This is a genomic window from Candidatus Lokiarchaeum ossiferum (genome assembly GCA_025839675.1).
Classification (GTDB): domain Archaea; phylum Asgardarchaeota; class Lokiarchaeia; order Sigyniarchaeales; family Promethearchaeaceae; genus Lokiarchaeum; species Lokiarchaeum ossiferum.
The window spans coordinates 3,611,095-3,623,851 of the sequence record CP104013.1 but is presented as its reverse complement, the minus strand read 5'-3'; the positions used below and the strand labels follow the sequence as shown (position 1 = coordinate 3,623,851).

12 protein-coding genes and 1 pseudogene are annotated in these 12,757 nt (G+C 33.6%); 7 read left to right on the top strand and 6 right to left on the bottom strand.

The annotated features are described in order from the left end of the window. Positions 1-9: 9 nt before the first annotated feature. Both NEF87_RS15345 and NEF87_RS15340 read right to left on the bottom strand, forming a co-directional pair. A complete protein-coding gene (locus NEF87_RS15345) occupies positions 10-807 on the bottom strand; it encodes an MBL fold metallo-hydrolase (protein ID WP_457916496.1) in 798 nt (265 codons plus the stop codon). Beyond that, entirely contained in the window at positions 808-1,053 is a 246-nt protein-coding gene (locus NEF87_RS15340; RefSeq protein ID WP_457916495.1) for a hypothetical protein, read from the bottom strand. A 135-nt stretch (positions 1,054-1,188) separates the two neighbouring features. On the opposite strand from NEF87_RS15340, the pseudogene NEF87_RS15335 reads away from it, so the two are divergent. Together NEF87_RS15335 and NEF87_RS15330 are read left to right on the top strand one after the other, a co-directional pair. Next, positions 1,189-2,079, top strand: a pseudogene (locus NEF87_RS15335) (AAA family ATPase); the annotation flags it as partial. A gap of 467 nt (positions 2,080-2,546) precedes the next feature. Then, positions 2,547-4,574, top strand: a complete 2,028-nt coding sequence (locus NEF87_RS15330; RefSeq protein WP_457916494.1) for a hypothetical protein — start codon at positions 2,547-2,549, stop codon at positions 4,572-4,574. Positions 4,575-4,607: 33 nt separating this feature from the next. On the opposite strand, the gene NEF87_RS15325 is transcribed toward NEF87_RS15330, so the two are convergent. Then, the gene (locus NEF87_RS15325) at positions 4,608-6,665 is read right to left on the bottom strand and encodes a tetratricopeptide repeat protein (protein WP_457916493.1); all 2,058 of its coding nucleotides are present in this window, start codon (positions 6,663-6,665) and stop codon (positions 4,608-4,610) included. An 830-nt stretch (positions 6,666-7,495) separates the two neighbouring features. On the opposite strand from NEF87_RS15325, the gene NEF87_RS15320 reads away from it, so the two are divergent. Together NEF87_RS15320 and NEF87_RS15315 are read left to right on the top strand one after the other, a co-directional pair. Continuing rightward, the gene (locus tag NEF87_RS15320; RefSeq protein WP_371802270.1) at positions 7,496-7,624 is read left to right on the top strand and encodes a hypothetical protein; all 129 of its coding nucleotides are present in this window, start codon (positions 7,496-7,498) and stop codon (positions 7,622-7,624) included. A gap of 265 nt (positions 7,625-7,889) precedes the next feature. Continuing rightward, positions 7,890-8,798, top strand: a complete 909-nt coding sequence (locus NEF87_RS15315) for a hypothetical protein (RefSeq protein ID WP_457916492.1) — start codon at positions 7,890-7,892, stop codon at positions 8,796-8,798. Between the two features lie 24 nt (positions 8,799-8,822). Here the strand turns inward: NEF87_RS15315 and NEF87_RS15310 are convergent, their stop codons facing one another. Together NEF87_RS15310 and NEF87_RS15305 are read right to left on the bottom strand one after the other, a co-directional pair. After that, positions 8,823-9,896, bottom strand: a complete 1,074-nt coding sequence (locus NEF87_RS15310; RefSeq protein WP_457916491.1) for a zinc ribbon domain-containing protein — start codon at positions 9,894-9,896, stop codon at positions 8,823-8,825. A 99-nt stretch (positions 9,897-9,995) separates the two neighbouring features. Continuing rightward, positions 9,996-10,493, bottom strand: coding sequence for a nucleoside 2-deoxyribosyltransferase (locus NEF87_RS15305; protein WP_457916490.1), 498 nt, complete (start codon positions 10,491-10,493; stop codon positions 9,996-9,998). A 178-nt stretch (positions 10,494-10,671) separates the two neighbouring features. Here NEF87_RS15305 and NEF87_RS15300 point away from each other — a divergent pair, with 178 nt between their 5' ends. Continuing rightward, on the top strand, positions 10,672-11,160 hold the full coding sequence (locus NEF87_RS15300) for a hypothetical protein (RefSeq protein ID WP_457916489.1): 489 nt from the start codon (positions 10,672-10,674) through the stop codon (positions 11,158-11,160). Between the two features lie 65 nt (positions 11,161-11,225). On the opposite strand, the gene NEF87_RS15295 is transcribed toward NEF87_RS15300, so the two are convergent. After that, the gene (locus NEF87_RS15295) at positions 11,226-11,582 is read right to left on the bottom strand and encodes a hypothetical protein (RefSeq protein WP_457916488.1); all 357 of its coding nucleotides are present in this window, start codon (positions 11,580-11,582) and stop codon (positions 11,226-11,228) included. Positions 11,583-12,054: 472 nt separating this feature from the next. Here NEF87_RS15295 and NEF87_RS15290 point away from each other — a divergent pair, with 472 nt between their 5' ends. Together NEF87_RS15290 and NEF87_RS15285 are read left to right on the top strand one after the other, a co-directional pair. Then, the gene (locus NEF87_RS15290) at positions 12,055-12,366 is read left to right on the top strand and encodes a hypothetical protein (RefSeq protein WP_457916487.1); all 312 of its coding nucleotides are present in this window, start codon (positions 12,055-12,057) and stop codon (positions 12,364-12,366) included. 34 nt (positions 12,367-12,400) lie between these two features. Beyond that, a complete protein-coding gene (locus tag NEF87_RS15285) occupies positions 12,401-12,697 on the top strand; it encodes a hypothetical protein (RefSeq protein ID WP_457916486.1) in 297 nt (98 codons plus the stop codon). Positions 12,698-12,757: the final 60 nt, after the last annotated feature.

Below are 12,757 nucleotides of genomic sequence, written 5' to 3'. Positions count from 1 at the left end.
CATCATATCTCATGGTAATTGTAATGTTTCTAAAGTGGAGATTCTTTTTCCTCCGATATTTTGCAGTGCAACAAATGCTTTATCACTCAAGCAATGGGCAGGGTATAGATGTTTGATGGATTGAGCTTGAAAATAAGCGACTGTTGGAGGGATTAAATGATCTTCAAACAGATGAAATCCGCCTAGGATCATATAAATTCGATTTTCTTGGCAAATTTGTTTTGCATATTCCACAATGTTACAAATTCCCGCATGGGAACATCCAGATATAATTGCCAAACCTTGGGAAGTTTTGATGACTACCGCTGAATCTTCCATCACAAAATCCTGCTTGTGATGTTCATCATAACCAAGGGGGTTTTGAGCTTCAAACTCATTTAATCGGGGTATTTCCCCTAGGAAGACCATTTTTTCGGGAATAACCCAAAAGGGTTCTGTTGTTAAGATCACGTCCATTTCTCGTTGAAGATACGGTAAGTAAAATGGACATCCGATGTAAATTTCTTTACCATCATGTGTTGCAAATTTTGGGGTGAAACAATCGGGATGAGCAAGAAGATGGGAAATTTGATCAAAATCCAGGAATTTTAATCCGTCCGTATGATCGTAGTGACTATGACTAAGGATGACATAATCTAATTCCGTTAATGAAATCGAAGCTTGCTGAGCGTTAAATTTCACATCATTTTTTAGGGAAGTATCGAATAGAATCTTGGAAGAATCAATTTGAATTAATGCACTAAATCCAGCGGATTCTTCCTTAAAGGAGGGATACTCATTATGCAAAATTGTGATCTTGTTCATCATTTAATCATCTTGCAGTTGAAGTGTTGATTGTAATAATTGCCCATTTGGTCCATATTCATGGATTTCCCGCATTTTTTCATTCTGTATCATTACTACTTTCACAACGGGAATCCATTTGGCGTTGATTTCTTTAAATAGCATGGATTTCGGAATATCATGCGAAGATCGTTTATTTTGAAGTATTTCTTCACCATTTATCAACTCATAATAAGAAATCGACCCAGGATGAATTGGGAATTTTGACATATCATATAAATTTGTTTTTCACTCAAAATAAAATTTTCAATCTTAAGTTTAACTTGCCCATGGTAGATTTTCAGTTTTATCTCCGTTTCTAAAAACATTTAGCAATAGATTTACTAATTAAGATCAAAATATCATATGAGTCAAGAAGGAATGGGAAAAACAGTAAATATTGATGGCGTGGATTTAATTTTAAATAATCCCGATGAAATCGACAATATGCATTGGATCGGAGGAGAAACGTATATGACTCAACTTCTAGCCGCGTGGATGATGGTTGATGAAAAAAAAGATATTCCTATGAATCCTCAGATTTTAGGCAAACCCGGAGTTGGAAAAACAACTTTAGCTTATAGTGCTGCCAAATCCATAAACCTACCAGTTTACATTTATCAATGTACAGTTGATACTCGTCCAGAAGATTTGCTAGTTACCCCGGTTATAAGCAATGAAAATACCATTAAATATCACGCGAGCGCATTGGTTACTGCCATGATAAAGGGAGGTGTCTGTATTTTAGATGAGGCTAATCGTATGTCTGAAAAATCTTGGGCATCACTTGCTCCACTCCTTGATCAACGACGTTATATCGAATCAATCATTGCTGGTATTAAGATAAAAGCGCATCCTAATTTTCGAGTCTGTGTGACGATGAATGATGATTCCAGTACTTTTGAAGTTCCTGAATATATTCACAGTCGACTTCAACCCCAAATTTTGATTGATTTTCCCGATCGGAATGAAGAATTTCAAATTCTAAAATTTAATCTCCCTTATGCTAAGAAAGATATATTATTATACACGGTTAATTTTTTGCAACGAGCCCATCTTCATAATAAAGAATTTTCTATCCGAGATGGGATCAATATTTGTCGGTATTATTTAAAAATTGAACAATTTACAGAAAAGAACAAAGAACCAGAGACAAAACCTCTAGAAAGGGAAAACCCAAATACTCCTGATCTTGATTTGAGTCTTTTTCGCCAGTCAATCCGTCAAATTTTAGGTCCTGAAGCGTTCAATTTTCTTTCAGAATCACCAAATTATCAAGAAGATCATCGAATGAATTCACATTTCAAATCAATGTTTGATAAATTAAATGATGTTTTTATGGATTCGAGCACAGACCACGACGATCCAGAAGATGATTATGTTGATGAGGATCTCTTAGAAGAGGAACTTCTTGATGAAGATGATGAAGAAGAAGGCTATTATATTGAATCAGATCGGCTGGAGAGAGAAGATGATGAATTTTTAGATGATAATGAAGATGATGTTATTCACTTAATTGACAAAGATGACTCCGACTCTTCGCATAATAATCCCGCATTTGATGAATCTTTTGAACAGATTGACCCGGAAAGTGATCCTAATGATATGATCCGCGAATTTTTGGAACGTAAAGAACGTCAAAAACAATCATCTAAAGCTTCAAAAAAAAAGGAAAAAAAAAAAAAGAACGATAATAAAACTTAGAAAAAATTTGAGGAAAACGAATGATTCGGTATAAAAATTTAACAATCATCCCAACTTATCATTCTAATCTCGATTTTGTCCATGAGATCCGGACTTGTTTTTATAATTCACCTCCAGATCGCATCGCAGTCGAATTTCCAGAGAATTTAGAAAAAAAAATTTTACTAGGAGTGCGACGATTACCAAGCATTTCCATTATTATTTATTTTGATGAATTACTTGGTCAGCAATTGTATATTCCAATCATACCTTCCGATTCCCTGATTGAGGCGATCCGGTTGGGAAGGGAATATGGATTGCCCATTGAATTCATTGATTTATTTGTAAAGAATTATGATCCTGTTTTGACTCCCTTACCTGATTCATACGCGTTAAATTTCCTTTCCCTCAAAGAATTCTACGAAATAGTTCAAAAAGAGTTGCATTTTGAGGATTTAGCCAAAAAGCAATTTAATGAGACCGAGAAAACAATTCAAACACAAAAGGATATAGATACAGCGGAAAAAAATGTATTAGAATCAGAAAGTTCGACTCAAATCCCCACCGGAAAAGAAGCTCAGAATTGGATGTCAAATCCCCGAGAAATTGATGATTTGCGTAATACTTATATGGCTTCTCGATTGAGTGAGCTAATTCAAAAATATCCGGAAGAAAAGATCTTAATCGTGTTAGGAATGGCTCATTGGGAAGCCATTAAAATCTTATTAGAGAATAATAAAGGAAATTCTGATCTAACAGCCTTTGGACCAGAAATCCAAGCGGAAATCTACAATATTCTACAAGATGATTTACCAAAAGTGATGTTGGAAACTCCCAATACGGTCTTACAATTCGAGATATTTCGGAAAAGGCAGAAAAAGGCTATGGACAAAATATCCAATTTTTCTAATTCTGAATTTGAATTGATTAAATTCGACCTTTTCAAAGCGATTAAAACAATCATCCACCGGAGTGTAGCCCAATATCATCGGGAATATAACGAAGAAATTAATTTACACAAATTGAAATCCCTTTTCCAATATATACGGAATCTTCCGATGATCGAATCGAAAATCACCCCTCATTTATTTGAAATAGTTCTAGCTGCAAAAAGCATTGTAAATGATGATTTCGCTTGGATAGTCTGGGAGGAATGTAAATACTATCCTTATGCAGTGGAAGATCCAAAATTAGAATCCTTACCGTTTACTAATAAAGGAATTTTACTTCATGGAAAATATTTTAAGTTAAGAAGAAATATCCCGCTTAAAATTCAAAAAATTCGATTACCACTCAAACCTCGACCCAAGGAAGACCAAAAAGGCGATTGGCGTGCGGCATGGAATCAAGATCGCTGGGATTTAGCTTCCCATATTCCAGAAGATATTTTTGAAGAAGATTATTTTCGCCACGTACGACAACGATCGATGAATTTACTCAAGGATCATAATGTAAAAATACATGAATTTACCTCAACATTAATGGATGGAATTGATTTTCGTGAAACCATTCGCAATTGGCCATTAGAACATAAAATTTATGTGCGCGAAGAACGACCCATCCGTGGTGAAGTTGATTCAGTTGTAATTATTTTTGATCGGGATGATGACGAAATGGAACGCTATCCCCATGAAATGATGTGGTATGCAGAACATGAACAAGAGAGTGATTTGGCCTTCTATAGTACGTTTCCTGGAATTGAATTAGTGGGTCCAGGTATCTCTCGAATTGAATTAGGGGGAGTTACCTCTTTTTTTCCCCCTCGAGGGGTCCCCAATATTTGGACGGCAAAATTTGTCAAGAAATACCCTATGGCCAAAGCGAAAGCCGATCGTCTCTTGATGGCCGCCATTCTTTTTGCCCAAAAAAAAATCCTTACATATGTAGCCACTCAAAAACCCAAACCGATCTTCTATCAAATTGCCCGTTTATTAGATATTTCCATCCTATATCTTCCTCTAGATCGTTTTAATCCCATTAGTTTACGAGCACTTCGAAATTTGCATGTACTAGCAGGAAAACATACCCGAGAAATTGCTCATAAATATATAAAAAAACGTCGCATCTAACAAAATCAAAGAAAAGAAGAATTAAATGAATCTTTACAACTGAACTAATGCAAGTTTGATGTTGGAAATGGTGGTTCGAGTGATTTCGGAAATATCTTTGATTTGGCTGATTTCATGGGTTATTTTTTCATTAATCTTTTCTCTATCAGCAAAAAATTTTGCAAAGGGCTCAGGCATGAGAAAACTTATGATGCCATAAGTATTTGCTTGTAGACGGGGATCTTGAGCATTTTTATTCGGTAGATAAAAAGTGTACACTATGGAAACATGATTCGGTGAATTTGGGATTGGTAATGGTCCATAAAGTCCTTGATTTGTAGAATTTCCTTGGCCTAACATAACCGAATAATACATTGCGATTTTTTCGAGAACAATTGATTCATTTTCGATAAAAGGCATCGATTCATAGGACATTAACTCAGGACCGATATCAGCCATCATAAAAAAGGCGACCTTAATATTTTCTAACGCAAATTCAGGTATGGAAGCAATATCTTCAGATTGATTTTTACTAATAGCGGATATTAAGGGACTGATTTTAATCATCTTAATCCGTTCTGCCATTGAAGATTTAATATGACCGATATCTTTCCAGACTTTTTGAATTTTAGAGAGGTTTTGCAATTCTTTATAAATATTTGCAGCCAACCGGTACATATCCTTTTTCTCTGCAATATCCAAAGCCATTCTAATCTTCTCTTTAGCTAATTTAAAGTTGGATTGAATTTGGGCAAATTTACTCTGAATTATCAAAATTTGGATGAATAATCCGGGATTTGAAAGATCTTTAGAAACAATTTCGAGTTTTTCGCTGATTTTAATCGCGTTGGCTAAAGTATCAAGATTTTCAAACAACTCCAGTTCCTTTAAATAGGATTCTAATAAAAATAAATGTGAATATTTAATTAAGTCTGCATTGTGAAGATTTTCATTAACCAACATTTCAAATATATCCATTGCTTTTCCGATACTTCGGATGTCCGTTTTATTTCTATGAAGAACACCTTTCATTAAAATAAAATATTGGCGAATTAAGGAAGATTTTTGTCCTACTTTTAAATACAAGTCTTCAAATTTCTTTGTATAGATTGATATATCTTCTAAATCGGGGTATTCAGTTAATAAATATATGATTTCAAAAAGAATTCCAGCGATATTATGATCTTTACTAAAATTTTCTTCAGTTTCCAAAGACATTTTAAAGAAATCGAGGGATTTCTGATTTTCACCCATTGATCGATAAACAAGAGCGAGATTATTTAAAAAGAAGGAAGAATCGTGCTGTAACGCACTAATAAAACTTACAGGTGCTGCCCCCCATCGAGTTAAAAACCACGGGCAATCTTCCAATATCTTAAAAATTTTTTCTGGGTTTTTCGAGTTATCTTCAGAGAATTTGAGACCTAATTCATAATACTGAGATGCTTGATCGAACTCGCCCCAATTGTAATAAATTTCACCCAAATTATTATAAGTTGGAGGAAGTAAGATGAAATAGTGCTCAGCCGTTTTTATTTCCAAACCTTTCTTATACATCTGCATGGCATTGTCCAATTTTCCAATTGTGGAAAAATGAACCCCCAAATAATTTGAGCCTATTGCATAGTTTTTTTTATTTTGAGATTTTTCAAAGCAATCACAACTTTTTTGAAAAAAATCTAATGATTCTTCAGTATTTCCTTCAATCAAAGTAATTATCCCTAAATTTGAATAACAGATTCCTCGATGATCCTCACTAAGTGAATCATCACGCAATAAATTTGAAAAAATAGAACGGGCTAAATCCATCTGAGATAAACAAGCTAAAGCACTAGCTTCATAGAGATAATTTTCAATTTGGTTGGAATGCAACTTATCTTCTTCTTTTGATTCAAAAAAGGATTCCATTCTTTGGGAAAACTTTAAAACTAATTCATAATAATCATAATTCCACAAATTTTTTATTAAATCGCAGAATTGAACGTAATTGAAGGAGTCAATCGGAATTGAAAGCAATTGGGCTTGGAGATCCTCGAGTTGAACTGTTTGATCTGAATTTTGATTGGTGATTAATTCCAAAAAATTTTGTTTTATCTCTATGAAGGTTTTCATTTTTTTTATACTTCGAATTTATTATACTATATTAGGTTGTGAAGCTATTATGGTCTAAAAAACCTAAGTAGTTACTTACTAAGGTCGTTAAAACACATTTCTGTAAATATTTGCTATATGCGCATAATTCGGTTTGCATTTGTAACCAGAATCGTATGTAAATCAACTTGTATTCTCTTAATTTTAATTTATTATTAGAAAAGACCTTCTTTTTTATCCTAATGCTCAAATTGTCGATGGTTTTTGCGACACAAAATACGTTTTACCTGCAACAAAATCAAATGAATGCGGCAATCATCCTTTAGTTGAAAAACCTATTATCAAATACACGAAAAGAAGTTATAAAACACTTCTCTTTTTCTCTTATTTATTAACAGTTGAAATGTCCATGATATAATCTCTCTAACCTAATTCTGGACAAAAAAACGTGTTATTAACCCTACTTTAGAGAATAAATTTTGTGTCGTTTTAAATGATTCCAATTTGTTTACTGACACTTAAAGCAAAAAAATCAGAACTTTTCTTGAAAATTTTTCCAATTTATTTTTCAAAATTAGATATTTAACTCAGAAAACAAAGGTGAATTCTTAATAATTCTCAAAATTTCATAAAAAAAATGAGAATATTGCATTAAGAAAATATCTGGAGAATACAAAAATGCCTTCAATTGGAGAATTCGTAGTAAAAATACTTGATCGATTAGATCAAATTGAAAAGAAAGTTGATAAGGTACTTGCTTCGACTGAAATAAAAGTAGATTTAACGGCACGTGATTAGTGCTTTTTTTTTAATAACCAGAAATACCTCAAAATAAACGGAGAACAAACAGCATGCCGACATTAGGAGAAACAATAATTAAAATTTTAAAAAGATTAGATGACATTGAAAAGAAGATCGATTCCTTAGTCGATTCAACCAATATTAGTGTAGATTTGAGCTCACGAGATTCAGCTTTCTAAAAAATTTTGAATTGACAAATCGTGTTTTTTTCCTTTCTTTCTTTTATTTATGACATTTGTAAGGGTTCTGGTAAATTTCAGAATGATATTAATTAAATCAAATCGCATCTTTCCTTTTCTTTACTTTTGAATATACAAGCCTTGTCTGATGGGATATCACAAATTTTACTAATTAGGTAAAGCGTTTTATTGATCAAATAGCAATTTATATAAATAAGAGGTTTCGAATATTTAGTATATTAAATAATCATTGGAGCTAGACAAAATGGATACACTAACAGCAGAACCTGATTCAAATTCGCTTCCAAAACAAAAATTATTTCAGCTAAACCCAAATTTGAAAGAACGTCGCTTAGGATTTTTCTTCATGACGATATTTCTTGGAATACTAATAGTTTATTTATTTTACGATGGGTGGCTTTATGAATGGATTGAGTTAGGATATGGAGGAGCAAATCAGCATTGGGATTTCAATGTTTTCGGTGACATGCAATGGGAGATTGTTGGAGATCACGCTGAGTATGATTCCACTAATAACCTTCATAACTTGGTTTACACTTGTTATTGGACAGCCACGATTGCCTATTTGGCCTTGATAACCGGAAATTCTTGGTTAAAGCAAGGAGCCATCGGAACAATGGCATTTCCTGTAATGAGCTTGTTCAGTACTATTAATCCAATTGAAGCAAGCAATATTTTTACGCTGGATATTTTCCGATATCATTCGTTTATCATTCAGATTATGTATGATTTAACGCATATATGCGGGGCATTCATGGGAGTTTATATTTTCTATACTGCTTGTAAAAAAGGAGAAGAAATTGATATAAAAAAAATAACCCCTACGATTTTGTTTACTTGGCTTTTATTTTTTATAACTCGATTGACATTGCAAAAATGGCCTTTTTGGGCCCCAGAAAATAGAATTGGACTCATAAGTACGAATCAAATTAACAATATGCCTTTCTTTTTGTATGGTTTTGAGTATATCTTGGTTATTGCCATTCTTTATTTCATCAATTTTGGAACAAAAGCAATCATCAAGCGCATAAAAAACCCAAAAGTGAAAACTCTCGTTCCTTTTGCCTTCTTTATTGTGTTAACAGTAGTGATGATATTTGTTGGGCTTATTGAATTACAAACCATTCCCATTGAATATTTTCACCAATATTAATTCAAGTTTTTTTCCTTTCCCTTCTCACCGGTTTTGAAGCTTGAATCCACAAGAAGAACAAAAACCAGCCCCCAGGGGATTTTGAGATCCACATTCTGGACAAAACTTAAATTTCGGACTTTCAGGAACGGTTGGGGAGGTTTTACTCGGAGAATCATTTAATTGTTTAAGAGAGTTCATAAATTGAGTTGGATCATACGCCGGGAGATTTTCTTTGTCATTATTATTATCATTGAGAACAGAAGAAGGTGAATTAAGAAAATTCTGGGCAGATAGGGTGGGATCTTCACTGGAAAGAGTTTCTCGCATTAAAACCATGTCTGGATCATTGCGAATATTCCGTTTAGTGGTAGTTCTTTTGGGACGTGGTTGTCGTTTAAATTTCCGAAAGGGACTACTTTCTTCTTCGGGAGAATCAGCGGATACCTTTGAATCTAGTTCTGTTGGTTGGTTTTCATGGGTCAAACGAGCCAACCGAGAAAAATCAAGATTTAGTTTGGGATAAGCACAGTTCTCAAATTTGAAGGATTGCAATTGCTCTTCAATTTTTCCCAAGGAAACAATGTTGACATAGTTGGAATTTCTGAACCATAGGCGATGGAGTTTTGGAGCGGTTAACAAATTGAGATCTAACTTGGTAAAGTTACAACCATCAAGATACTCAATGGAATTTAGATACGGTAAGTTTGTCGGGTTTTTGAACACTTCACAATTAGGGGAATCGTTAAATTCAAGAGATTGCAGATGATTATCGCCTGTAAATGTGCCTTTAAATTTCACATAGCGACAGCTTTCAAATCGCCACTTGGAAAAAAATGGAAAGGATCCGGAAAAATCCAATATATCTACATAATCGGTCGAAGCAAAGAAGATTTGCTTAAGCTGCGAAGGTTGTTTGAAAGCAAAGCTGAGTTCAAGATATCGACAGCCAATAATTTCTATATACTCTAGACTGGACCATTCATCGGTAATTTGGATATTTGAGTTAGAACATAAATGTAAACTGAGCTTTTTTACAGTCTGGGGTGATTTTTCAAGTTTGCTGATCTCTAGGGGGATTTGTACATATTTTTGCTTTTTTATTAGAAGTTCTTCCATGTGTTCTCCAAACCTATGATCATTATCACGAAATCACCCATATATGTTTTCCGAGGGACAAATTTTATCAAAATTCCAAAGAAAGAAAAAGGGAAAATATTAGTGTGAACTAAAAAATAATTTTAATTCCTCCAGAGAATAAAAAATCCGCCCCCCACTCGCATTGATAAAATATTCGACCTGTAAATTAATGACCGACCCTAAGTTATCCCCACAATTGCGGAAATCTCCGCGGTAGCCATAGATTTTTTTTCCTAAGCCATATGCATACCCAATCTCAGCAGCCGTCCCGGAATCTACATCCGAACCATCTAATACCGCCAAGATCAAGTCTGATTTCTTGATCAATTCAGCATTGTTTTGCCCTAAGGTTTGGTTAATTTGTTGAAGACGGGTTTTAATCTCAAGAAAAGACATTTTGGAGGAAGGATCATGGAGATTTTGCTGAAGATTAACGATTTCTTTTCCGAAGAATTCTCCCTCTTGAAATGGATTGAGAACTGAAAAACTGGTGCATAAGATTTGTTCTAAGGGTTTGAGACCATACCTTCCAATTTCTGAAAAACCACAAGGACCTGCGAGATAAACTAATTGCATGTAAAAAAAGAAGAGTTTGAGTTATTTAGAATTTTTCATATAAATCGGATGAATATCCATAATAAAAGTCGAATTGTGAACAAAAATGTTCCAAATAATGATTTATTATGGTATTTTGTATGAATTTTGGAGGAAACATCCCAAAATTTTTATTAAGGAATAAGAGAAATGATTATTTATGGCGAAATCGGTCATTGCTTTAATCGGTGGGATAATCGTTCTTTTGGGGATTGTCTTAAGTTTCTTTGTTGATATTTTTGGATGGTGGAATTTCTATACCATCTTTGCCGACGATGTTACAGATTCCTACTTTATGAATGCATTTTTTGGAGATACAGATGAATTACTAAATGAGGATTTGACTTACTTAATTCCAGGAATACTTGCATCATTGGGAGGAATACTCTGTTTGACTCAAAATAAAGCTTTATCTATTATTGGAGGAGTGCTTGTCATTGGAGGAATTGGATTTTACCTTATACTATTAGGAGATTCTGATGCAGCGAATTTAGCCAATAATTTAGATACAAATATTTTGTGGGATGAATTTGGAGTAACACTATTTAATTCTTTTACAGGTGTTCGGTGGCAATTAGGTTATGGAATGATAACTACCGCAGTGGGTGGAATTGTAGGAATCATTGGTGGATTAACTGCTAAAAAATAATTAAATATAACACTTTTTTAATTCTAATTTTTAATTCAATATTCTTAATCTAAATACATTACATTTCATATTATTAGCGATTTATTTAGATTTTGAATCAATCCATAAAGCAAGACCAGAAAAGAATCCATATCAATGAAAGGAATGTGGTGTAACCCAACTTCTGCCAGAGAAACCAATTTTAGACCCATCATCTCTAAACTCAAAGTCATTAATTCAATCAACTCCTCATCACAAAGCTCTTGAGGGATTTCATCGAATGCAAAAGTTAAAACAAAAGGAGAATTATTTTTGGAGGTTTTGGTGGACACGATAGGGTAGTGTAGAAAAAAATTCCTAAATAGAAGATTGAAGGATTTATAATCTGGAAAGGTCATTGTATAGAAAAAATCTTCCCGTGTTTGAACAATTTCAATACCCAAATGACTTAATCCCTCATTGAGCATAATTCCAATTGTTTTTTTTGGAAATTTGGGATTATCTTCAACAGGAAGATGAAATGATAACGCAATTTGGGAAGTGTTTCTGGTAATATAAGTTTGGGAGAGGATTTTTGTCGCCTTCTATTTTAGTAATTTTTAAATAGAGCTGATCTATTTAAAGGTACGGTTCTAAAGTGTCATACGAAATCATAATTGTTAGATCTAGGACATAGATAGAAAAAAATAACATCAATATGAAAAATAGTTAAGAATTTAGAAATGCCCGTACATATTTGCTTTTTTTTTTAACCTTTATATAGCAAGTCTATTTTTTTTTACAAACCATCACCTCTCATGAATGAGAAAAAAATGATAATAAGTGGCCCCCATGATAAATTTCGGCCTCTGAAGGGTTTAGGTATCACTCCATCTATAATATAATTAGATTACCTTAATTGGAGACCACTAAAAAATGTCCGTAGAATCGTTTATTAATTGGAGTGAAACCGCTCACGCTCAATTTATCGCCATGTCCCTCCGGGACCAAATCATCTTTTTTGCATTGGCCGTTGCCATTACAATCTCAGCTTTGACCCTCACCTATTGGGCAGTCAAAGGATCCCTTTATTTGACCTACTATGCAGTTAAACTATCAATTTATGTCAGCTATTATTCCGTTGTATTGTCTTTATTAATCCCATATGCAATTTTGAGAATAATTCTTAGACCTGTCGATCAACCTAGAGCTTATTCAGCCCAACCTGTTTCCGAAATGAAGGCTTAATTTTTTTTTTATAAATTACTTGGAGAATCCTAAAATGAACACTTATACCTTTGAAAACATGGCCGAAGAACTGTTCAGCCAATTTGCCGGAATGCACATCCTCTACCAAATCGCTATTGTTGCCATTACTGTGTTTTTGGCCGTGATGAGCTTCGCCTTTATATATAATATGATTACCCTTGCCTTTACCTTCACTCAAGATATGGTCAAAATGGTGTTTGATCTTGTCAAGAAATTATTACACGATTTAGATAAAACCATGCAAAAACTCTTTGGAACTCAACCCTTTATGCCCGTTGAGAAGGTAAAGTCTGTTGAAAAAACAGCATAATTTCTTTTTTTTATATTTTTTGGAATGACTTACTGGAATAACAATTACTGGAATATTAAT